The following is a 19,383-nucleotide window of genomic DNA, read 5'->3' as shown; positions in this document are numbered from 1 at the left end:
TACGGGATTTGAAATATTGTTTTGCGTAGGGGCAGACCCATGTGTCTGCCCTTGATGCCCATATTTCAATTGGACAATAAAATGAATATGATTGGGCATGATAACCATTTCATGATTGCATATATTTTGAAATTTCTCTTCCAATTTCATATGCCATTTTTTAACCATCCTCCCCGCTTCATTCAAAACCATCTCACCCTCCACAATTTCACCAAAAAGATGCGCTCTATTTTGTGCCACAATAGTGATAAAATAATACCCTGCTTGTGCATAATCATAATGTTTCAACCGCAATGATTTACGGTTATATTTATACCCCGTAGGGGCAGACCCGTGTGTCTGCCCTTTAACTTTGAATGCCGTGGTATATTGATTTGTTATCCATATTGAAGGGCAGACACATAGGTCTGCCCCTACGGTTTCATACCTTTCTATCACAACAACCCCTCATCCGAAAAAGAGTAGTACCCACCCTTTGCCAAGATAACATGGTCAAGCAACTCAATACCCACCAATTTAGAAACTTCTTTCAATCTCTGTGTTATCTGCACATCTGCCCTGCTCGCTTCGAGTGTGCCACTGGGGTGGTTATGGGCGATGATGATACCTGCGGCTCTATCTGCAATAGCATCAGCAAAAACTTCTCTAGGGTGGACGAGTGACTGGTTGAGTGTGCCAATGAAAACAGTACGTGTGTTGATGATGTGAGATGCTCCATCAAGCGTGATGGTAAGGAAATACTCTTGATTTTTGGTGCTAAAGGCTTTGAGTTCATCATACACATCTTTGGCATCGGTAATGCGCTTGTTACTTTTGATAAGATAGCGTTTGGAGAGTTCTATCGAAGCCAATATCTGAGAAGCCTTGGCGATGCCTAGACCATGAATGTCACAAAGACCTTTGAGGGTGAGTTCATCTATGCCTTTGTTCATCATCATGATAATCTCTTTAGAGAGCTTGCGCACATCTTTACCTTGGACACCAGAGCCAAGGAGTATGGCAAGGAGTTCCTCATTTTTAAGGGCTTCCACACCTTTGGCTAACAGTTTTTCTCTGGGTTTGTCGTCTTTATGTAAGTCTCGAAGTGCAGTCATTTGATGAACCCCATCACTTTTGCATCTGCCACTTCTGAAGAGGCTATAAGCTCATCAAGTGCTTTTTTGAGTTCTTTATACTCTTTGTCTGACTTACGTTCAACTGCCATGATTTGTTTGGCTAAAGTGTTGTAATGTTTAGAGAATTCTCTTAATTTTTTGAAGGTTCGGATGATGTTGATACTTGTATCTGTTGCAACAGGGCTACGCAGTACAGTAGCCAACATATAAATGCCTTCTTCTGTAAAAGCATAAGGTGCTTTACGCAACCCCATAATCTCTTTATTGGATGTCGCAAATTGCGACTTCCAATTTTCTAACTCATCACTATTTAACTGAAACATAAAATCACTTGGAAATCTATCTTGATTTCTTTTTACTTGTTCATTTAGTCTTCTTGTCTCAACCTGATAAAGCTTCGCCAAATCTCTATCTAGCATCACCTGCTGAGCACGTAACGTCAATATCTTGGAACCTATTTCCCCTTGTATCACTAACGCTTGCATAGAACACTCCTATAGTTTATAGAAGTATTTTAATAGAAAAAAGAGAGAAAGATTAAAAATATGTCATATTGTCATATTTCCAGATATTTAGAAGCCTCCACCGGTTCGGAAAGTGTCGGAACCGGTCAAGTCAGGAAGAGTAAAACCTCCCGAATCTGTAGGGGTGTACCATGGAGAGTCAGCTTGTGAGAAACTGCCACTGCCAAAATCTGAGAGCCAGCCGCTATTCATAGGACGCTGATGGCGACTCATACGTTCCCATGCACCGGCATTACTGAGTGCACCGCCGAGGATCTCTCCAAGCACGGTACCCATTCCAACATTATTGTCAAAACCGGAATGAATATCATCGTATCGGCTTGCTTTAAAGCGTCTGCGCAGTGCTTCGGTCTCACGCAGTGCTTTAAGCTGTGCATCGTAGCGTTCTCTGTTCTGATTCATCTGCTCCTGTAACTTCTGCGCCTTTTGCTCCAGGGTGCGTAGCTCCATCGCCAGAGTATCATCCTGTACCATAGCGGTCTTTTTAGCGATCTCATAAATATTTTTTGCTCCATAGCGTGAGAGTACTGACTCTATAAGCTTGGTGATCTGCCGGGCATAGGTATCTTTCTCCTGCAGATAATGCTTTTGTTCTTCGAGTGCTTCATCAAGATCTTGTTCAAGTGACGCAATATCTGCATCAAGTCCATCAACGATCTTCTGTTTCTGCTGCACTTCTTTTTTAACATCTTTCATTCCCTGTGCCTCTGATTCTGCTTTTTCAAGCATAATAAGCTTTTTCAGTTCATTCTGGTAGCGCTCCTCTTTGTGTTCAGCATGTTTTTCGAGTCGTGTTGGGATCTGTGAAAGCGTCCAGTAAGTCGTACGATTTGACTCATAGTTACTCAGGGTCGCTACCCATCCGTCCAGAAGGTGGCTCAGACCTTGCGAGTTATACTGTGACGTGCCATAGTGACGCTGCCAAAGATACCAAAAGAGCATATCTTGCTCAAAAGGCTGCATTTTTTCACGGTAGCTCTGGATAGATTCTTTGGCTTTTTTGGCGGTGCTTTGGGCAATCTCTTTGGCATTGGCAGTCTTTTCAAACTGCTCCTGGTAGCGTGGATCATTTTTAAGCGCAGTCTGTACCTTTTGCTGTACCTGAGCCAGGCGCGTCAGCGCCTCCTCAAGGGCATGATGAGCCTGCGTGCGTGCCTGCTCTTTGTCTTCTATATTTTTGGAGAGTGTACCGATCTTTCTTTTGAGCCTTTCAAAGGCATCCTGACGCTGAGATAGCACCTCGTCAATACGATAATCTTTTGTGGTGTATCCTGCTTCGTCTTTACCTTCAGCGAGTGCTTCAAAATGCAGTTGGGCAATCCGCTCGAGTATCTTTAACTGTTGGCGTTTATTTTCCTGAGAAGCAGAAAAAAGTGCCTCTTTTTCTGCATCAAGCGATGTGACATCCGCACGTATGGATCGGATGGTTCCTTCAAGTTCCGCCAGGGTTTCAATACCTCGTATCATCTGCTGCTCCTACCACTTGCTGATCGTACTGCCGTTACTTGGCACACTGTATTGTGGTGCAAGTTTACCACGCTCTTTTTTACCTACGGATCTGTTTTGTATGATCCCGTCATCGAGTTTGTCCTGCTTGATACGCTCATAGGTTTCTTTGTCTACCCGAAGTCCCCACTCACTGACATTCTCCATGGCATCATTCTCTTCATTGTGTATGGGAACCTTTATTTTCTTACCGTTACTGTCAATGGCCTCAACAATGAGATAGTAATTCCTGCCTACGGGATTATGTGGCGGAATACGCCAGATTCCTGAGCGTTTACCGGCTCCCTGTACAACGCGGACAGTATAGTGGGATTTGAGTCTCTCCAGTAGATTCTGAAGTGCTTTGTGCTTACTTTTTGCCGTCTCTATCTTACCTTCTTGCAGTGCCTCTTTAGCTTCCAAGATGAGAAGATTTGCCTCTTTTTGGGCATGCTCATCTCTGCTGATCGTTGTAATCTGTGTATACAGCTGATGTAGGGTTTTAGGCATCTGTGCTACAGCAGCATGCCTAGGATAGACTGCCAGAGCATAATACCCTGCAGCACCTGCTGTAAGAAGCCCCATAGAGATAAACAGTGGTTTAAGCCACTTAGCTCTGTTCACATAGATCTTTGCAAGAGAGGTACCAAAGCCTGCCTTGGGCGGATGATATTTGAAACGCTCCTCTTCAAGTGCCTTGACACCGGCTTCGAGCATTTCATCAGTTACCTCTATTCCCTGTTTGGCATAGATCTCACGCAGTTTTTCAATCACCTTGGCACGTCTCTGTTCCCCGCTTAGCTCTTTTTGTACGACATGCTCCTGATGGCGTAGTGCATCGACCGCATCCATCGCAACCATCAGTTCATCCAACGGTATTCTTTTGTCTTTGTTCGGGGACATGGTGTGTTATACCTTGTGTGGCAGTGCCAGTGAATCGCCCCGGTTGATGATCTTGCTCAGACGCTGCTTGCCATCCTCGACTGCTTCACGTATCTCTTCACTGTTCTTTGTAGAGAGCTTTCGCATCTCATCGACCATTTCTACAGTGCGTTCTTGAAAGTTCACGACTGAATCAACCAGTTTTTTAACCGCGTCGGCACGAATGGTGGGTCCATACCCCGCCTTGATAGCAGCATCCTGTACTTTGCCACCGATATCTGCGAGATCTTCCAGACTCTTGGAGACTCCCTCTTTCATTGCTTCAAGCGTCTGCGTACTCTCATGCAAGCCGAAAAGACCTGTAAAAGAGGCACTCAAAGCAGTCAACACTGTCTCATTGGTACCGAAAAAAGTCACCGCCTGCTGATAGACACGTTTTTTAATAGAAGTCGTCTGCATTAAACGGGTCATGATCACTTCGGAGGTGTTATAGTTGATGCTCAGATTGTCTGCAAGGTCTTTGGCGATTTGGTAACGCTCTTCGGCACTTTGGAGTTCACGCAAACGTTCGTCACGTGCCAGCTCCAGCTTGGCACGAGCAGCCAGGTCATCACCCTGATAGCTTTTTACCGCCTCGCTTGCCTGTTCCAGCTTGCCTTTGGCACTGTTCCACTGGGCTTCTGCCTGCTTAAGAATATCCAGTGAGAGTATCTCTGCCTCTTTGATGGCTCCCCTGAAGTCCTGATAGGCATTGAGAATACGTGCCTCTCTTTCTATCTGGTCTTTAGAGTCGTGTGCAACATCAAGATAGGTCTTTTTGATATCTTCAAAACGTGTCGCTATGTCACCCCGTGTGACCTTCATCCAGACATTTCCGATCCGCTCAAAGGTATCGATCTTGCCATCTTCTACCTGTTCTACCATACGTTTGGCATCATCACGAATAGAGTTGAACGCATTGGTGATCTCTTTGTAGCGTTCACCGATATTCATCTGCGAAATCTCGTTGCGTACAAGCTCATTGAAAGTAGAAGCCTGAGAAAGTGTCCGCGCGATTGCAACTGCTTTGTCCTCATCAATATCAGCGATCCTGTCGATAAGTGTTACCACCGGTGCTTCTTCTGTCTTCTGGGGAACGAGTCCAAGATCGCGTATCTGTGTCATTGCTTTGTCGAGATAATTCGTTATCTGGTTTTGCATGGTTTTTTCCTTTTTCCTACTAATGTATACCATTATAGGATGCAAATCCTTAATTTTTATTTGCTAGAAGTTAAGGTTTTTCCACTAAATCACTTCACATTTGTCACAAAAGATGAGCTTTTGATCTATTTTTCGTCTGTTACCTCTTCTTTTACAGGTTTGGCAACTTCTTTTGCCAAGATCTCCACATAGACCTCTTTTGCACCACTCTCTTTGACTGCATCCAATGCTTTAATAAGCTCCTCAAAAACAACAACTTTCGCATCGTCAGCAGTAGCCCCCACTTTACAGTCAAAGTCCCAGTACATCGTCGTTTTATCTGAGAGTGTTTTCTTTTTTTCACGTTTAACATATTTGCGTATCTCATGTTTTACTGCTTCGAGCACTCTGTCTTCATGTTTTTTTGGGTCTGTGAGTTTAAATACTTTTTTCACTATTTTTTCCTTCGGTTGTTTTGTCTGCTGCCTGCGCCTGTCGAAGGCTTCTTTTTGTCCAGTGCATCTAATTTTGCTTGTAGATCTGAGCCTATTTTCTCTGCATGAGGATTTTTAGGTTTCCTCTTTTTTTGTTGGTTTTCTGTAGGGGCAGATTCCATATCTGCCCTTTTTGATGAATTATTTTTCTTTTTGCCATGGGCAGATATAGAATCTGCCCCTACATTAGATTTCTTCTTACGTGTATTTTGTTTATTACGATTACCACCACGTTTTTGTCCGCCGCCTCTGCCGTTTTGTATAGGCTCTGCCTTAATATTTGGGTCTGGCGTAAATGCTTCTATGTGTACTTTTTTTATCTTGGATTTGATGAACTTCTCAATATCAAAAAGCAGTTTATGTTCATCTACACAAACCAAAGAGACCGCCTCACCACTCTGCCCTGCACGCCCTGTACGCCCGATGCGGTGTACATAGTCTTCAGGAACATTGGGGAGTTCATAGTTGACCACATGTGGAAGCTGGTCTATGTCAATACCGCGTGCCGCGATGTCTGTAGCAACCAATACACGTACTTCATTGGCTTTGAAAGCTGCAAGAGCTTTGGTTCTGGCACCCTGAGATTTATTCCCATGAATGGCAGCTGCACTGATGCCTGCTTCCTCAAGCTGCTTGGTCAGTCTGTTGGCACCGTGTTTGGTACGGGTAAAGACAAGTACCTGTCGCCAATCTTTACTCTTAATGAGTTGGGAAAGCAGTTCTCTTTTTCGCGATTTATCCACATAGTGCACCACTTGACTTACCTGTTCGGCTGTGGTGTTCTCTCTGGCTACTTCTATGAGTACCGGCTCTTTTAAAAGTCCTGAAGCGAGTTGTTTGATCTCCTTGGAAAATGTCGCTGAAAAAAGCAGTGTTTGTTTCTCTTTGGGCATCATTTTAAGAAGTTTTTTAATGTCATGAATGAATCCCATGTCCAACATACGGTCAGCTTCATCAAGCACCAAAGTCTCCACAGCAGAAAAGTCTATACCTTTTTGCCCGGCAATATCCAGCAGACGACCGGGTGTAGCTATAACAATATCCACCCCTCTTCTAAGGTCTGCCAACTGTGGGTTAATGCCGACACCGCCAAAAATGACTCGTTGGGTAAAGTGCAAATATTTACCGTAAGTTTTAAAACTCTGGGCTACCTGTGCTGCCAGTTCTCTGGTAGGTGTAAGGATAAGTGCTCTAATTTTATATTTTTTAGTATGTATCTTTTTTTCAGAGAGTCTTTGGAGTAAAGGCAGGGTAAATCCTGCTGTCTTTCCTGTTCCTGTCTGCGCAGCTGCGAGGACATCTTTACCTTGCAGAACAACAGGGATAGCCTGTTGCTGAATGGGTGTAGGCGTAGTATAGCCCTCTTCTTTGACTGCTTTAAGCAGAGACTCCCTGAGTCCTAAATCTGTAAATTTCATGATGTTCCTAGTATGACCTATAAGTATTTCGGTCTTAGGCTTTGTAGGGTGTTGCATGGTTCAGTATTTGGTGCTTAACCTGCACTCTATTTTAATACTTGTTCCATAACAACACCAAATACATCCGACCGATGGATGCTTTTGTAGCAGAATTATAGCGTAATTTTCTCTTTTGTTATCTTTGTTTTGGTATAATCCCGAAAATAAAATGAAAGGCATAATCTATGAAATATCTTTATCATATTTTCTTCTCTATTTGTATTGTATCTCTTGTCTCAGGATGCAGCAGCAGTGAAGTCAAACCAGAAAAGATCAAAAGACCACAGGTAAATCAAGTTGTGGATGCCGATCTCATTGTTGAAGACAATAAAACTGAAGTCAATCCGGAAGAACTTCCTTATGTATATGATAACGTAGATGCAACAAGACAGAAAAATCTTAAAAACAACCAGGATAACGGGAACTATCTCAATCAGCAGACAGAACAATCAAATATTGTTGCAGAAGCACTGCAACTTAAGAGAAAGTAGTCACTCTTTCTCCTCAAAAGTGTCCTCATCGCTTAACTGGATAAAGCAGGGCCCTCCTAAGGCCTAGCTCGAGGTTCGAGTCCTCGTGGGGACACCATATATTTCTACATAAATCAATTCTATAGTATAATAAACATTATTATGATAGCAAGGAAAACATCATGTCAAGAAAAAAGAATACTGACTCTGAACAAAGTAAAGTCTACCTTATTGGTTCTGGGATCGCTTCGTTGGCGGCAGCAGTTTATTTGGAAAAAGATACCGGTGTACCAGGAGAGAACATTTATGTTTTAGAACAGGATGATATTGCCGGTGGAGCCTGTGACGGTGCGGGTGATCCTGAAAAAGGCTTCGTGGTACGCGGCGGGCGTATGCATGAAAAGCACTATGAGTGTTACTGGGATCTACTCTCAAATATTCCCTCGCTTGAAGACCCGAACATCTCAGTCAGAGATGAGTCTTTTGAATTCAATAAACGTTTTGTCTCCCATGCTCAGGCACGTTTGCTGAAAGAGGGAAAGAAACTGGATGTCTCCTCATTCGGGCTCTCTTTAAAAGACCAGACAGATCTTTTAAAGTTGACATTCGTTTCTGAAAGTTCATTGGGAAATAAACGTATAGAGGACTGGTTCTCTGCAGAGTTCTTTACGACTAACTTCTGGTACATCTGGACTTCAATCTTCGCTTTTCAAAAATGGAGTTCCGTTGCTGAAATGCGACGTTATATGAAACGCTTTATTCATCTTGTAGACGGATTGCATCAGCTTGGCGGTGTGATGCGTACCAAATACAACCAGTACCACTCTATTATCCTGCCTACACAAAGATACCTCGAAGCCAAAGGGGTACATTTCGATATGCATACACAGGTAGTAGATATTGACTTTGATCTTTCTGCCGATGAGAAAAGAGCAACAGTGCTGCAAATTATTGACAGAAATGGGAAAGAAGATGAGATCGTACTTGGGAAGAATGATTATGTGTTCATGACCAATGGCTCCATCACAGAGAGTACAGACAACGGTGCATGGAACAAGTCCCCTACTCTTAAAGACAAGGCAAGTTCAGGTGCATGGATGCTTTGGGAACGTGTAGCCAAAAAAGACAAAGCCTTCGGGAATCCTGGAGTATTTTCTGACAACATTGACCTGCAAAAATGGTACTCTTTTACAGCTACGCTCAAGGATGATACGTTCCATGACTATATGGAAAACTTTTCGGGTAATGTTGACGGTACAGGCGGGTTGGTGACGATGACCGACTCAAATTGGCTCATGTCCATTGTTATTGCCAGACAACCGCATTTTCCAAACCAGCCTAAAGATGTGAAGATCTTCTGGGGCTATGGGCTCTATCCTGACAGAGAAGGCAATTTCGTCAAGAAAAAAATGTCTGAATGTACGGGAGAAGAGATCCTTGAAGAGCTATGGTATCACTTAAAAATACAGGAGCTTATGCAACCCGTGGTCGAAGCAGGAAAAGTGATCAACTGTATCCCTGTGGCAATGCCGTTCATAGACAGTCTTTTCATGCCCCGCACCTTAGGGGACAGACCGGAGGTCATCCCTGAAGGAGCAGCAAACTTTGCCTTTTTGGGACAGTTTGCAGAAGTAGAAGATGACTGTGTATTTACTGTAGAATATTCAGTACGTACGGCACAGATGGCAGTGTTTGGACATTTTGAAGCAGACAGAGGAGTAAATCCGATCTATGATTCCATTCACAATCCTCTTGTACTTATCAAAGCAGCCAAAGCGATAAGCAGATAAGGAAGATCTTTCTCAACGATGAAAAAGATCACATTTTTTCATCAGTTTGTCAAGGTTGGTCACAGCCAGATGTCCTCTTTTACTAACGATAGCGCCCTCTTCTTTAAGCTTATGCATTTGCGTACTGACCACAGAGCGGACAGAGCCTATCATCTCTGCCAAGGCTTCATGAGAGAGGTTGTTAATGAGTTTTACAGGGTAGTGTTCATCATTATTTTCTTTACAGCTATGGACATGCTTCAAGATGAGTTTGGCCAGTCTTGTGGTGGTGTCATGAAAAACCAGAGATTCGCTGAAGGCTTCAAGTTCACGCATTTGATCTCCCAAATAAGGCAGAAAGGTTTCATTGAATTCCGGATGTTCTTTAATCCACTCTCTGGCACGTTTCAAAGGAATACGTAAAAAATCTACATGATCCAGTGCCACAGGCTGAACAATATGCTCTTTGCCGTCAAGCAGAGAAAAAACATCAAAAATATCTTGGCTCTCAAGTAAGAAAATAGCAATACTTCTGCCAGTTTCAGGATCTACCTGAGAAATTTTCAAACGACCGCTGAGAAGTATATGCAGATATTTTGTACTCAGATCAGGGTCTATAACCTCGGCTTTGTTCCAACTCCCCTCTTCACTCTCATCAAGCATATCATAGAGTACAGTCTCGCAGAGCCCTCCAAAAAGATCGGAGGTTTTAAGTACTTCAAATGCTTTGTCGTAGAGTGATGATGTTTTAACCATGGTGATCCTTATTGTTTAGTCCATGATTATAGCCAACTTTTTCAATTATTTCATCTATATGCTCTAAGAATAATGATTTTTTTTCACGACAACGTTTTAAGAGTTTCTTATGGTTATGCTCTTTTGCATAGTGTGCCACCGTTTCCATAAGTTCATCTGCCAAAGCATATTGTTTGGCAATATTTTCACTGTGTACTGCTTCTGCTTTCATATATTTTTTATAAGAAAATGTCATCTCGTCTTTGGCATTTTCCAAAAGTATATGTGCAATATTGTCGGTACTTTGAATGAGTGACTCTTCACCTTTTTTACTCTCTTCTACCCCTTCAAGGATCTCATAGACAATACTCTCCAGAGACTGCCCTGTCTGCTTGGTATGTGAAAGTGCTTTTTCAAAAATATCTGCTACACTTTTCTTCAGGACATCTTCCTCTCTTGCAAGTCTGATGATGATCTCTTCTTTATAAGACATAGGTACTCCTCTTTTAGGGAATCTCTAATAATAGGTTCCCTTTATATTTATAATCATATAGCAGTGAAATTTTTACTTCTGTTAGTTAGCTAACAGACAGGTTATTTTTACTACTTCATAATTTGGTTGAAATAAAAAATTAACACAAAAGGATTTACGATGAAAAAAAGATTTTTACTTTCAGCACTTACATGCGGGTTACTACTTGGTGTGACAACACTTCAGGCTAAAACAGATAAAAAAGTGCTGGTTCAGCATGAAATGCAAAAACAGGTACAAAACCATAAACAAGCTCCAAAAGAGATCGTTGAGGGTATGCAAAATACATTTAATGCTCTGCAGGCTTTAGGGAAAAAAGACAAAAAAGAAGCGAAAAAAGACTTGGAAGCAGCTATGAAAAGTTTTAACAAAGCTTTGAAAGCAGATCCGTCATTAGACCTTGTACCTATCGATGAGAGACTTCAGGCGTATGCCTTTATGGGGACTTCAGAAGTGATTGCAGACAGACTAAAAGTTGCACAACAGCTCTTGAAAGCACATGATACCCAAGCTGCTATTGATGTGATCTCACCACTTAAAGATGAGATGGATATCAGTACGATCGCTATACCTATGAAACTCTATCCTGTTGCAGCAAAAAAAGCGCTTGATGCTCTTAATAAAGGTAAAGAAAAAGAGGCTTTAGCTGCTATTGCAGAGGCAATGAACAGTTTGGTTGTCTTTAAGGCAGTTCTCCCTACACCGCTCCTGGCAGCACAAGATCTTGTTACAGAAGCTTCAAAACTGGATAAAAGCAAAAAGAAAGAGGCTAACAAGCTACTAGATGCAGCCAAAGAAGAGTTGAAACGTGCAGAACTTCTCGGATATACAAAAAAACATGATGCAGACTACAAGCATCTCAATGAAAGTATTGAAGCAATCCAAAAAGAGATCAAAGGGAAAAATATCGTAGAAAAACTTTATGATACTCTTAAAACAGATTTTAAAAATATTGTGGCGCATACCAAGATATCCAGAGTGAAAGTACCTTCATCTGTGCACAATAAAGCCGAAGAAAAGGTAGAACATTTTGAGCAAAAAGAGGGTAAAAAAGCAATAGATGAGCAAAATACATTCAAAAAAGAAGCACATACGGATGAAAAAAAGACGGTACAATAGTATTATAATTAAAAAAGGATAGATCATGTGGAAATGGAACGATCAGTTAAATTTGGAAATGAATATTAATAAAAACTTGGTAGACAATTTTAAAAAATATTCAAAGATCAGTGGTATCGTATTTATTATATTGGGTGTTCTAGGGATTTTTTTTCCTACAGTGATGTCCTTAACAACATTGGCATTTGTCGCTTATCTCATGCTGTTTGCAGGTGTTTTTGCAGGCTGGTTCACCTGGACAAGTAACAAAGAGGACTGGGCAGGATGGCTGAAAAGCTTCCTGCTCATTTTAGTAGGGCTGTTTATGCTCTTCTATCCAATGCAGGGTGTTGCAACGTTGGGGCTTTTGTTTGCGATCTACTTCTTTACGGATGCCTTTGCAGGATTTGGTCTTGCATTTTCAATGAGACCTCAAAAAAACTGGATTTTATGGCTTCTTAATGCCATTACTTCTCTTGCACTGGGTGTGATCTTCGTAGTCGACTGGCCTTTCAGCTCTTTGTTCATGGTCGGCTTGCTTGTAGGGATAAGTCTTCTGTTTGACGGAATTGCTCTTTTGACAGGTGGTATATTGGTTGATAAAGCAGAAGAAGAGAGTACCCATGACACTAAAGCGTAAAATTTCACTTTTTATTGTCTATTTTGTACTTTTCATTGCATTGACAGCTATGGTGGACTACTATGCCTATGATGAGATCAATCCGTGGATATTCATTATTTTGAGTTTTCTGGGTGCAATATGGGCAGTCGCTGTCCATGCAAAAAGCCATCAAAGGTCAAAAGCAGATGAATTAGCTCATGATATAGAAGAAATACTCTGATTAACAAGAGATAGTGTATAATTATTTAAAAAAGAAAAGGAAAAACAAATGGTAGAATTTATGAAAAAAGCAATGGACTGGGTCTTGGAAAAAGAGGCAGATGCAGCGAAAGACTGTCATGCAAAACCAGAAGATATTGAGAAACAGATCACGATGATAGAAAAGAAAAAAGAAGCACTTGAAAAACAGTATAAAGAAAATGTAGCAGAGTTGGAGCATATTTTGGACAAATTACATTTTATTAAAGCAGAATCACTGAAGTGTCACACCGATAAAAAATAATCAAATAGAAGTAGATATAATATAAATGGATAACAATAAGACAGGTATTTTATGCGAAGCATAGGACTACTAGGTGCCATCTCTATAGGTATTGGTGGCATGGTAGGTGGTGGTATTTTTGCTGTACTGGGTGAAGCAGTATCGCTTGCTGATGGTGCAACGGCAATTGCTTTTGCCATTGCAGGATTAGTGGCTATCTTTACCGCCTACTCATATGCAAAACTTTCTGTTGCCTACCAAAGTAGCGGAGGTACAGTCACGTTCATTGACAAGGCATTTGGAGACAATATTCTTTCTGGTTCAGTCAATTTAATGTTATGGCTTAGTTATCTTGTCACTATTTCCCTTTATGCTACAGCCTTTGCATCTTATGGTACAACATTCTTTTCCAAGCAGAGTACTTTACTTACACACACCTTGATCAGCATTTCTATTGTCTTTCCTGCAATCATCAATCTTGTGAGTGCTTCTTTTGTAGGAAAATCTGAAACTGTGATCGTTGTTATTAAGGTATCACTGCTTATACTGGTTATTGTTGCCGGGGCTCCCTATGTAGAGACCAGCAGAATGTCTCCAGACCATTGGTCTTCTCCTCTTTCTATTGTCGTAGCAGGTATGATCATTTTTGTTGCCTATGAAGGTTTTGAACTCATAGCCAATGCAGCCGAAGATATTAAAGATCCGGATAAAAATCTGCCACGTGCTTTTTACTTTTCTGTCAGTATTGTAATACTGCTTTATGTACTTATTTCTATCATTACGGTAGGGAGCGTCAGTTATGAAGTACTTATGAAAGCAAAAGATTATGCCTTGGCAGAAGCTGCCAAACCAGCTTTGGGACATATAGGCTTTGTCATTGTTTCCTCTGCAGCCTTACTCTCAACCTTTTCGGCCATCAATGCAACGCTCTATGGTAATGCACGGCTGGGTTACAAAATTGCAAAAGATGGAAAGCTTCCGCATACGCTTATGGATTCAAAAAAAAATGTACCTTTCAATGGGGTTCTTTATACTACATTATTCAGTCTTATTCTGGCTAACAGTATTGATCTCACTGAAATTGCCATTATAGGAAGTGCAGGCTTTCTTCTAATCTTTTTTCTTGTGAACGTCAGTGCCTATAAACTACATACTGAAATTAATGCCTCACCTATTGTTACTATCCTCTCTTCAGTTTTTGCGCTGTTTGCACTAATTACCTTAATGTTGCATACGTATGATTCCAATCCACATGCAATGATTATTTTTGGATCATTTATCATTATATCACTGCTGTTTGAACTCATATACGGACGTTATGTAAGAGGTCAAATTTTTCAAAGAAAATACAAAACACAACCGTATAAGAAAAAAGAATATTAATCATCAATTAATATTTCTAATGTACAATGTAACAATTAATTTACTGAGGAGAAATAATGACACCACAAGAACAGGAAATAGAAAAAATGAAATCAAGTATTACTACAGAATTACGCCTCATTTTTAAAGCGAATATGAAGATATTTGACTGGGATATTCCTGAAAATGATGACAGAAAATCTGCTGAACTTATCATTGGGACAATGCAAAAAGCTCTGGATGATCTAAAGACAGAAGTTGAAGCCGGAAAATATAACAATTATTAGGAGAAGAACCATGAGTAAAAGCAATTTAAAACATTTGGAAACAGTTAAAGAGAATATAGATAAATCAAATACACTCAGTGAAGAAGAGAAAAGTGATTCCTTTAAACGTATAGAAGAGTGGTATGCCGAAGACAAGGCCTGGGAATCACTTATGGCGGAACTCAGCGAAATTTCACCAAAAGTAAAAACTGTTTTGGCAGATCTCGGGCTTATTTAGAACACCCTACTTCGATACCAATGAAAGCGTATCTATATGATAAAAGTCTCTCAACTCTTTATAGAGTTCAGGAAAATGACTTTTCAGACTATGGGGTGATTCAAAGAATCTCTCTGTAACTACTGCAAAAAATTCAGCTTCATTTGTAGCTGCATAACTTCCAAGCAGTTTATATTTACCCCATTCTCTATTTTTTGCAGCAACCGTTTGAAGTTTTTTATAATCCTTATACAGTACGGAAGTCCACTCATTGTATTTTGATCTTTCAAGTGGTGGTACCCCGTCTATTTCCCCATCCATAAAATCTATTTCATGTGCAAACTCATGAACTATGACATTGTCATGTCGTAAATGATATGCCTCAAACTTTGCATCATGCCAGACAAGTACAACCGTATCATTGGCAGACTGTCCATCTATCATAAAATCTTCTTTGGTATAAATACCTCCGCTCTCTCTTACATTTTTAAGTACCACCGGTGCAGGATACACAATAATTGTCTTTAAGTTATCATAGCAATTATCAGTCTCTATATGCAAAAGGAGTAAACAGGCATAAAATGAGATAACTATTTTCATTTCATCTGTTATTTGCATTTTGATACCTATGAATTCTTTCGTGTAGGCAAAACGAATCATGGATCTTTCAATTTTTTTCTTGTCTATGTCCGAGAGATTTTTATAGTGTGGTACTTTTAGTAATACTTTTCTATGTTCCTCCTTAAAAGGTATTTTTTCCAAAGCTTTAAGTCGTTGTCTTTTTCGGTAGTCAAGAAAAAGAGTGATACCCAAAAACAATAATCCACCCAAAAACAAAAAGTAAATAAATTTAATATAATAAGCTTCTATAGTATTTCCTTTAAATTATATATATATGATAGATCAGTCAATATCTTCAATATCAACGAATAATTCCAACAAGAGAAAAATAATATATACAGCAAAAATAATGAGGGCTGTACTTCCTCCATAAGATAAGATCGCATCTTTTGAAAAATGCAGTGTATCTGCTATATCCATCATGACATAAACCCATATAGAAAATGCTATCAGGTACAACATTCCTTTAAAATTTAACATTGTTGCATGTTTTACGTATTTTTTTTTCATTTTCCTCTCCATATATACAAATCTTGCTCAATCATAGACGTAAGATTTAATCGATTGTTGTACGTTTTTTTGCACCTACAAGCCAATATGCTATTGCTAATCCTACTATTACTACAGCAATAATAAGTAACTCTTCAGATTTTTCAGCGGAAAGTGAATAAATAAGCACTTTACGAATCAATGCAGCCATTGCTAACATAATAAAAGCACCTATGGCAAATCCTTTACCCTGCAAATGATTTATCTCTTCATGGATCAACTCTATTGCTGCCCATAAAACCAACAAACTTCCCAGTACTGTTAAAATACCTTTCTCAATACCTTTATCGGAAAAAAATAATAAATAAATATCATAGCCAAAAAGTACAATAGCAAAAAATGCTACCAGAGCCAATGCTCCGGCAAGAAAATAGTTGATATAGGAGTTAAATTTTTTTAATCCAATCAAAATACCTTTTTCTACTTTGGATAAAGATAAAAATGTACTTAACTCTTCTTCCCGATATGAACTTGTCAAAACATCAAGATTTATATCGACAATCTTTTCTACTGCCCTTATCTCTTCTATATGTTGCTCTTTATTTTTAAAATTTTCCTCAATACTGGTAAGTATGAAAGTACGTACATATGTAAAAGCTGAATTAACATAATGTGTCGGCAGACCTATTTTGACATGAATCTCCCCTATTTTATATAGATACATAAAATAGGGCAAATCGTATTTTCCACAAAAAAGATTGATAAACCACTCTTTTATTTTACTACGGTGGTAGGCAATGATCTCTTTGTTCTTTAAAAATTTTGCTGTCTTACCAAAACCCCAGATATAATCATAGAAACCATCGATGAATTCATCTGCCAAGGTTTCCATACGAGGCTGAAGCCCTTTTAAGATTGATGCTTCTTTTTCTGTAAAATGATAGTGTTCTTTTAGGCTCTGGTAGTGTTGCATCTCTTTTCCTTTTGTAAGTTTTCATTGAATGAAAAAGCAGTATAACCAAATTTTACAATATCACAATAAGCTTAATTATATTCATCATTTAGTCCAAATCTCGAAATAGATGCTCACTACAAACATACTAAAGAGTTAAATGGAGAAATTTTAGAAAGTATTTTAGATGCTAAAAATTTGCTGTTTTGCTTTGGACATACCATCAAAAATATAGAAATACTTGCATTTCGTCCAAAGTCTATTGCAATATGTGAAACAAAAGAGAGTTTTATTCTAGAATTTCTAGAGACACCACGACCGGAGGTCAATGCCTGGATGCAGTCGTGGATAAAAGCGTTGAAACGTTAAAAAAGGGACAAGAGATCTTTATGACAAGATCTCTTCAATAGTGATATAGTCACCAACTCTACCAGTCATTTGCTCTACATCGGTATTTACCGGCAGTGTTTTTTTACCCGGTCTCCATCCTGCAGGGCAAACTTCACCTGTTTTTGTAGCATGTTGCCATGCTTCTACTTGTCGGAGGAATTCATTGACATTTCTTCCTACTGAAGGAGCCTGTACTTCCTGTGCTACAACAACACCTTCGGGATTAATAAGAAATCTTCCACGAAGTGCGATTCCCTCATCTTCAAGAAGTACACCAAAGGCACGGCTTACTTCTTTCGTCCCATCAGCACCAATAGTTAGTTTAAGATCTTTTAAAAGTGGTTCAGTCTCTACAAATCTTTTATGAGAGAATTTTGTATCTGTTGAAACGGCTAATATATCTACTCCCATCGCTTGAAACTCATCATATTTTGCATTCATCGCTGCAATTTCAGTAGGACATACAAAAGTAAAGTCGGCAGGATAGAAACAGACTACATGCCATTTTCCCTCATAATCAGTACTTGTTACTGTTGTATAGTGACCTGTTTTAGCGTTATACGCTTCCATAGTAAATTCCGGTGCTTTTTGCATGACTAATGTTGAGCTCATATTATTTTCCTTTTGTGTGTTTATTGTATCAGTTTCTTTTGAAACGACCTCTTTGTTTTCTTTGACTGTTTGTTTTGTATCGCAAGCCATTATTTTTCCTTAAATAGTAGGATATCAAAAGATATTTTTTATCTTTTGATAATTATACTCTTCAATAAATTTACTTTAGCTTAACGAGAAAGAAAGATACTCTTTTAGAGTATGGAAGCAAATATCTTCATGATATTTTCAGTGGCTTCACGTATTTTTGATGGTTTATCAAGACCTCTTGTTGAGTACTGGATTAGATCTTTTATCCATGATTCAAGTATTTGGGTGTGCTTGGATGAATAAATAAAACTAACTACTTCATAATTAAGAAAAAGACTTCGATTGTCAAAGTTAGCTGACCCAACCATACAAACATTGGAATCAAAAAGTATGGTTTTTGCATGTAGCATATTCCCTTTATATAAAATTACATCAACCCCTGCTTCTTCCAAATCTCTCATATAAGGACTTCTTCCCATATCTGCTAAAAGATGATTAGATTTTTTGGGTGTGAGTAGTTTCACATCAACCCCCTTGTTACTTGCCATCACTAATGCCTCCATCAGGGTGTCGTTAGGAACGAAATACGGTGTTACGATCCAGATACGTACTTTGGCCGAGCAGATAAGATCAATCAGTGTTTGATAAAGTGCATCTATAGAAAGATCCGGACCCGAAGGTATTACCTGTACGATATCTGTTCCATGATGATATTGAGGTTCGATAAAATCAATTTTTATCTTTTTACCTGTGGCATATATCCAATCATTATAAAAAATGGAGTAAAAGTGATGCACCGCAGGTCCCTGCATAAAGTAAAGCAGATCTTTCCAGCGCTTGCTTCCATCTTCCTGTCCCATATATTCATTACTTAAATTCATTCCACCGCTTAAGAGACGTTTTTGGTCAAAAAGATATATTTTCCTGTGATTTCTGAGATTGATATAATTTTGAAAAGGTTTAAGGGTAAAAGGTCGAAAAAAAACTACTTCTCCTCCTTCCTTTTTTAGCTGAGAAAATCGTTTTTTATCGAAAGCTACACTTAGAGAACCTACCAGATCAATAAGTATGCGCACTCTTACTCCTTCTGAAGCTTTTTTTCTCAATGCATCCAATAGAGAGTCTGTCATTATGTCAAATTTGAATACATAGGTACAGATATCAATGCTTTCTTGCGCATTTTCTATCTCATACATTATACGTTCGTAGGCAACTGAAGACTTAGTGATTAGTTCAAAGGTATTTGCTTTCGTAGGAGGAGGAATACCATTTTTCTCAAGTAAACGTGTCAGTGGATATTCAGAGGGTTCAATCTCATATTGGGTATACTCATCCATTCTGCTGAATGCAATATATCGTTTATCTGCACTCAAGCGGCGTTTACGTATACCTATAAAAAAATAAAGTGGAACTGCAATATGAGGCAGCAGGATAATAGCTAGAATCCATGAGAGCATTCCGGATGATGAGCGTTTTTGATAAAGGATATGTCCCAATGCAAGAAAAAGTAGAATACCACCAAAAACAACAAACAGATAGTTTATTATAATATCAAAAAATGTAATGTCTATGAAATATTCCTTTTACTTTTGATAATTGTT

25 protein-coding genes and 1 tRNA gene are annotated in these 19,383 nt (G+C 39.4%); 11 read left to right on the top strand and 15 right to left on the bottom strand.

What is annotated here, in order from left to right; translation table 11 throughout:
• The 8 genes from MVE01_RS08665 to MVE01_RS08630 all read right to left on the bottom strand — a co-directional run.
• Positions 1 to 438: transposase (locus MVE01_RS08665; RefSeq protein ID WP_472561780.1), on the bottom strand; the 438-nt coding region annotated here is incomplete at its 3' end.
• Positions 435 to 1,094 carry a RadC family protein gene (radC, locus tag MVE01_RS08660; protein ID WP_472561779.1) on the bottom strand — a complete coding sequence of 220 codons (660 nt, stop codon included), beginning with the start codon at positions 1,092 to 1,094 and terminating at the stop codon, positions 435 to 437. The genes MVE01_RS08665 and radC, both read right to left, overlap by 4 nt.
• Entirely contained in the window at positions 1,091 to 1,600 is a 510-nt protein-coding gene (locus MVE01_RS08655; protein WP_472561778.1) for an ORF6N domain-containing protein, read from the bottom strand. The genes radC and MVE01_RS08655 overlap by 4 nt, the downstream gene beginning before the upstream one ends.
• A gap of 87 nt (positions 1,601 to 1,687) precedes the next feature.
• A complete protein-coding gene (locus MVE01_RS08650) occupies positions 1,688 to 3,106 on the bottom strand; it encodes an AAA family ATPase (RefSeq protein WP_472561777.1) in 1,419 nt (472 codons plus the stop codon).
• 9 nt (positions 3,107 to 3,115) lie between these two features.
• Positions 3,116 to 4,027: a DUF6384 family protein gene (locus MVE01_RS08645; RefSeq protein WP_472561776.1), complete on the bottom strand. Its 912-nt coding sequence runs from the start codon at positions 4,025 to 4,027 to the stop codon at positions 3,116 to 3,118.
• A gap of 6 nt (positions 4,028 to 4,033) precedes the next feature.
• Entirely contained in the window at positions 4,034 to 5,206 is a 1,173-nt protein-coding gene (locus tag MVE01_RS08640) for a BAR domain-containing protein (protein WP_472561775.1), read from the bottom strand.
• A 125-nt stretch (positions 5,207 to 5,331) separates the two neighbouring features.
• A complete protein-coding gene (locus MVE01_RS08635; protein WP_472561774.1) occupies positions 5,332 to 5,640 on the bottom strand; it encodes a DUF6172 family protein in 309 nt (102 codons plus the stop codon).
• A complete protein-coding gene (locus tag MVE01_RS08630; protein ID WP_472561773.1) occupies positions 5,640 to 7,097 on the bottom strand; it encodes a DEAD/DEAH box helicase in 1,458 nt (485 codons plus the stop codon). The genes MVE01_RS08635 and MVE01_RS08630 overlap by 1 nt, the downstream gene beginning before the upstream one ends.
• Before the next feature lie 224 nt (positions 7,098 to 7,321).
• Between MVE01_RS08630 and MVE01_RS08625 the strand changes: the two genes are divergently transcribed.
• The 3 genes from MVE01_RS08625 to MVE01_RS08615 all read left to right on the top strand — a co-directional run bounded on the left by MVE01_RS08625 (position 7,322) and on the right by MVE01_RS08615 (position 9,396).
• The gene (locus tag MVE01_RS08625) at positions 7,322 to 7,627 is read left to right on the top strand and encodes a hypothetical protein (RefSeq protein WP_472561772.1); all 306 of its coding nucleotides are present in this window, start codon (positions 7,322 to 7,324) and stop codon (positions 7,625 to 7,627) included.
• A gap of 21 nt (positions 7,628 to 7,648) precedes the next feature.
• Positions 7,649 to 7,724: transfer RNA gene (locus MVE01_RS08620), tRNA-Arg, on the top strand.
• A 61-nt stretch (positions 7,725 to 7,785) separates the two neighbouring features.
• Positions 7,786 to 9,396 carry an oleate hydratase gene (locus MVE01_RS08615; protein WP_472561787.1) on the top strand — a complete coding sequence of 537 codons (1,611 nt, stop codon included), beginning with the start codon at positions 7,786 to 7,788 and terminating at the stop codon, positions 9,394 to 9,396.
• A gap of 12 nt (positions 9,397 to 9,408) precedes the next feature.
• On the opposite strand, the gene MVE01_RS08610 is transcribed toward MVE01_RS08615, so the two are convergent.
• Both MVE01_RS08610 and MVE01_RS08605 read right to left on the bottom strand, forming a co-directional pair.
• The gene (locus tag MVE01_RS08610) at positions 9,409 to 10,131 is read right to left on the bottom strand and encodes a Crp/Fnr family transcriptional regulator (RefSeq protein ID WP_472561771.1); all 723 of its coding nucleotides are present in this window, start codon (positions 10,129 to 10,131) and stop codon (positions 9,409 to 9,411) included.
• Positions 10,124 to 10,603: a hypothetical protein gene (locus MVE01_RS08605; RefSeq protein ID WP_472561770.1), complete on the bottom strand. Its 480-nt coding sequence runs from the start codon at positions 10,601 to 10,603 to the stop codon at positions 10,124 to 10,126. The genes MVE01_RS08610 and MVE01_RS08605 overlap by 8 nt, the downstream gene beginning before the upstream one ends.
• A gap of 159 nt (positions 10,604 to 10,762) precedes the next feature.
• Between MVE01_RS08605 and MVE01_RS08600 the strand changes: the two genes are divergently transcribed.
• Genes MVE01_RS08600 through MVE01_RS08570 form a run of 7 tightly spaced genes read left to right on the top strand, consistent with a single transcriptional unit; the run spans position 10,763 to position 14,709 of the window.
• Positions 10,763 to 11,761, top strand: a complete 999-nt coding sequence (locus MVE01_RS08600) for a YfdX family protein (RefSeq protein WP_472561769.1) — start codon at positions 10,763 to 10,765, stop codon at positions 11,759 to 11,761.
• A gap of 25 nt (positions 11,762 to 11,786) precedes the next feature.
• On the top strand, positions 11,787 to 12,380 hold the full coding sequence (locus tag MVE01_RS08595; RefSeq protein ID WP_472561768.1) for an HdeD family acid-resistance protein: 594 nt from the start codon (positions 11,787 to 11,789) through the stop codon (positions 12,378 to 12,380).
• Positions 12,364 to 12,582 (top strand): hypothetical protein, encoded by a 219-nt coding sequence (locus MVE01_RS08590; protein ID WP_472561767.1) that lies wholly within the window; start codon positions 12,364 to 12,366, stop codon positions 12,580 to 12,582. Before MVE01_RS08595 ends, MVE01_RS08590 begins: the two co-directional genes overlap by 17 nt.
• A 48-nt stretch (positions 12,583 to 12,630) precedes the next feature.
• Positions 12,631 to 12,864: a hypothetical protein gene (locus MVE01_RS08585; protein WP_472561766.1), complete on the top strand. Its 234-nt coding sequence runs from the start codon at positions 12,631 to 12,633 to the stop codon at positions 12,862 to 12,864.
• A gap of 51 nt (positions 12,865 to 12,915) precedes the next feature.
• Positions 12,916 to 14,226: an APC family permease gene (locus MVE01_RS08580; protein WP_472561765.1), complete on the top strand. Its 1,311-nt coding sequence runs from the start codon at positions 12,916 to 12,918 to the stop codon at positions 14,224 to 14,226.
• Positions 14,227 to 14,282: 56 nt separating this feature from the next.
• Complete coding sequence (locus MVE01_RS08575; protein ID WP_472561764.1) at positions 14,283 to 14,492, top strand: hypothetical protein; 210 nt, start codon at positions 14,283 to 14,285, stop codon at positions 14,490 to 14,492.
• A gap of 10 nt (positions 14,493 to 14,502) precedes the next feature.
• Complete coding sequence (locus MVE01_RS08570) at positions 14,503 to 14,709, top strand: hypothetical protein (RefSeq protein WP_472561763.1); 207 nt, start codon at positions 14,503 to 14,505, stop codon at positions 14,707 to 14,709.
• A gap of 6 nt (positions 14,710 to 14,715) precedes the next feature.
• Here MVE01_RS08570 and MVE01_RS08565 read toward each other — a convergent pair whose 3' ends face one another.
• The 3 genes from MVE01_RS08565 to MVE01_RS08555 all read right to left on the bottom strand — a co-directional run bounded on the left by MVE01_RS08565 (position 14,716) and on the right by MVE01_RS08555 (position 16,771).
• Entirely contained in the window at positions 14,716 to 15,501 is a 786-nt protein-coding gene (locus MVE01_RS08565) for a M90 family metallopeptidase (RefSeq protein ID WP_472561762.1), read from the bottom strand.
• A gap of 90 nt (positions 15,502 to 15,591) precedes the next feature.
• Positions 15,592 to 15,819 carry a hypothetical protein gene (locus tag MVE01_RS08560; RefSeq protein ID WP_472561761.1) on the bottom strand — a complete coding sequence of 76 codons (228 nt, stop codon included), beginning with the start codon at positions 15,817 to 15,819 and terminating at the stop codon, positions 15,592 to 15,594.
• A 46-nt stretch (positions 15,820 to 15,865) separates the two neighbouring features.
• A complete protein-coding gene (locus MVE01_RS08555) occupies positions 15,866 to 16,771 on the bottom strand; it encodes a protoglobin domain-containing protein (protein WP_472561760.1) in 906 nt (301 codons plus the stop codon).
• A 105-nt stretch (positions 16,772 to 16,876) separates the two neighbouring features.
• Here MVE01_RS08555 and MVE01_RS08550 point away from each other — a divergent pair, with 105 nt between their 5' ends.
• Positions 16,877 to 17,119, top strand: a complete 243-nt coding sequence (locus MVE01_RS08550; RefSeq protein WP_472561786.1) for a DUF6858 family protein — start codon at positions 16,877 to 16,879, stop codon at positions 17,117 to 17,119.
• Positions 17,120 to 17,137: 18 nt separating this feature from the next.
• Here MVE01_RS08550 and MVE01_RS08545 read toward each other — a convergent pair whose 3' ends face one another.
• Both MVE01_RS08545 and cls read right to left on the bottom strand, forming a co-directional pair.
• On the bottom strand, positions 17,138 to 17,842 hold the full coding sequence (locus tag MVE01_RS08545; RefSeq protein WP_472561759.1) for a peroxiredoxin: 705 nt from the start codon (positions 17,840 to 17,842) through the stop codon (positions 17,138 to 17,140).
• 104 nt (positions 17,843 to 17,946) lie between these two features.
• Complete coding sequence (gene cls / locus MVE01_RS08540; protein WP_472561785.1) at positions 17,947 to 19,317, bottom strand: cardiolipin synthase; 1,371 nt, start codon at positions 19,315 to 19,317, stop codon at positions 17,947 to 17,949.
• Positions 19,318 to 19,383: the final 66 nt, after the last annotated feature.

It is taken from the genome of Sulfurovum sp. (assembly GCA_026990595.1).
In the GTDB taxonomy this organism is placed as follows: domain Bacteria; phylum Campylobacterota; class Campylobacteria; order Campylobacterales; family Sulfurovaceae; genus Sulfurovum.
Note: the sequence above shows the minus strand (reverse complement) of the source record. Positions and strands in the feature narration are given on the sequence as shown.

What these genes read in the sequence shown, in the direction of transcription:
- MVE01_RS08645 (WP_472561776.1), bottom strand. Translation starts at nt 4,027, where the DNA reads ATGTCCCCGAACAAAGACAAAAGAATACCGTTGGATGAACTGATGGTT.
- MVE01_RS08610 (WP_472561771.1), bottom strand. Translation starts at nt 10,131, where the DNA reads ATGGTTAAAACATCATCACTCTACGACAAAGCATTTGAAGTACTTAAA.
- MVE01_RS08630 (WP_472561773.1), bottom strand. Translation starts at nt 7,097, where the DNA reads ATGAAATTTACAGATTTAGGACTCAGGGAGTCTCTGCTTAAAGCAGTC.
- MVE01_RS08570 (WP_472561763.1), top strand. Translation starts at nt 14,503, where the DNA reads ATGAGTAAAAGCAATTTAAAACATTTGGAAACAGTTAAAGAGAATATA.
- MVE01_RS08545 (WP_472561759.1), bottom strand. Translation starts at nt 17,842, where the DNA reads ATGGCTTGCGATACAAAACAAACAGTCAAAGAAAACAAAGAGGTCGTT.
- radC (WP_472561779.1), bottom strand. Translation starts at nt 1,094, where the DNA reads ATGACTGCACTTCGAGACTTACATAAAGACGACAAACCCAGAGAAAAA.
- MVE01_RS08590 (WP_472561767.1), top strand. Translation starts at nt 12,364, where the DNA reads ATGACACTAAAGCGTAAAATTTCACTTTTTATTGTCTATTTTGTACTT.
- MVE01_RS08575 (WP_472561764.1), top strand. Translation starts at nt 14,283, where the DNA reads ATGACACCACAAGAACAGGAAATAGAAAAAATGAAATCAAGTATTACT.
- MVE01_RS08625 (WP_472561772.1), top strand. Translation starts at nt 7,322, where the DNA reads ATGAAATATCTTTATCATATTTTCTTCTCTATTTGTATTGTATCTCTT.
- MVE01_RS08585 (WP_472561766.1), top strand. Translation starts at nt 12,631, where the DNA reads ATGGTAGAATTTATGAAAAAAGCAATGGACTGGGTCTTGGAAAAAGAG.
- MVE01_RS08560 (WP_472561761.1), bottom strand. Translation starts at nt 15,819, where the DNA reads ATGAAAAAAAAATACGTAAAACATGCAACAATGTTAAATTTTAAAGGA.
- MVE01_RS08640 (WP_472561775.1), bottom strand. Translation starts at nt 5,206, where the DNA reads ATGCAAAACCAGATAACGAATTATCTCGACAAAGCAATGACACAGATA.
- MVE01_RS08600 (WP_472561769.1), top strand. Translation starts at nt 10,763, where the DNA reads ATGAAAAAAAGATTTTTACTTTCAGCACTTACATGCGGGTTACTACTT.
- MVE01_RS08595 (WP_472561768.1), top strand. Translation starts at nt 11,787, where the DNA reads ATGTGGAAATGGAACGATCAGTTAAATTTGGAAATGAATATTAATAAA.
- MVE01_RS08650 (WP_472561777.1), bottom strand. Translation starts at nt 3,106, where the DNA reads ATGATACGAGGTATTGAAACCCTGGCGGAACTTGAAGGAACCATCCGA.
- MVE01_RS08605 (WP_472561770.1), bottom strand. Translation starts at nt 10,603, where the DNA reads ATGTCTTATAAAGAAGAGATCATCATCAGACTTGCAAGAGAGGAAGAT.
- MVE01_RS08655 (WP_472561778.1), bottom strand. Translation starts at nt 1,600, where the DNA reads ATGCAAGCGTTAGTGATACAAGGGGAAATAGGTTCCAAGATATTGACG.
- MVE01_RS08555 (WP_472561760.1), bottom strand. Translation starts at nt 16,771, where the DNA reads ATGCAACACTACCAGAGCCTAAAAGAACACTATCATTTTACAGAAAAA.
- MVE01_RS08580 (WP_472561765.1), top strand. Translation starts at nt 12,916, where the DNA reads ATGCGAAGCATAGGACTACTAGGTGCCATCTCTATAGGTATTGGTGGC.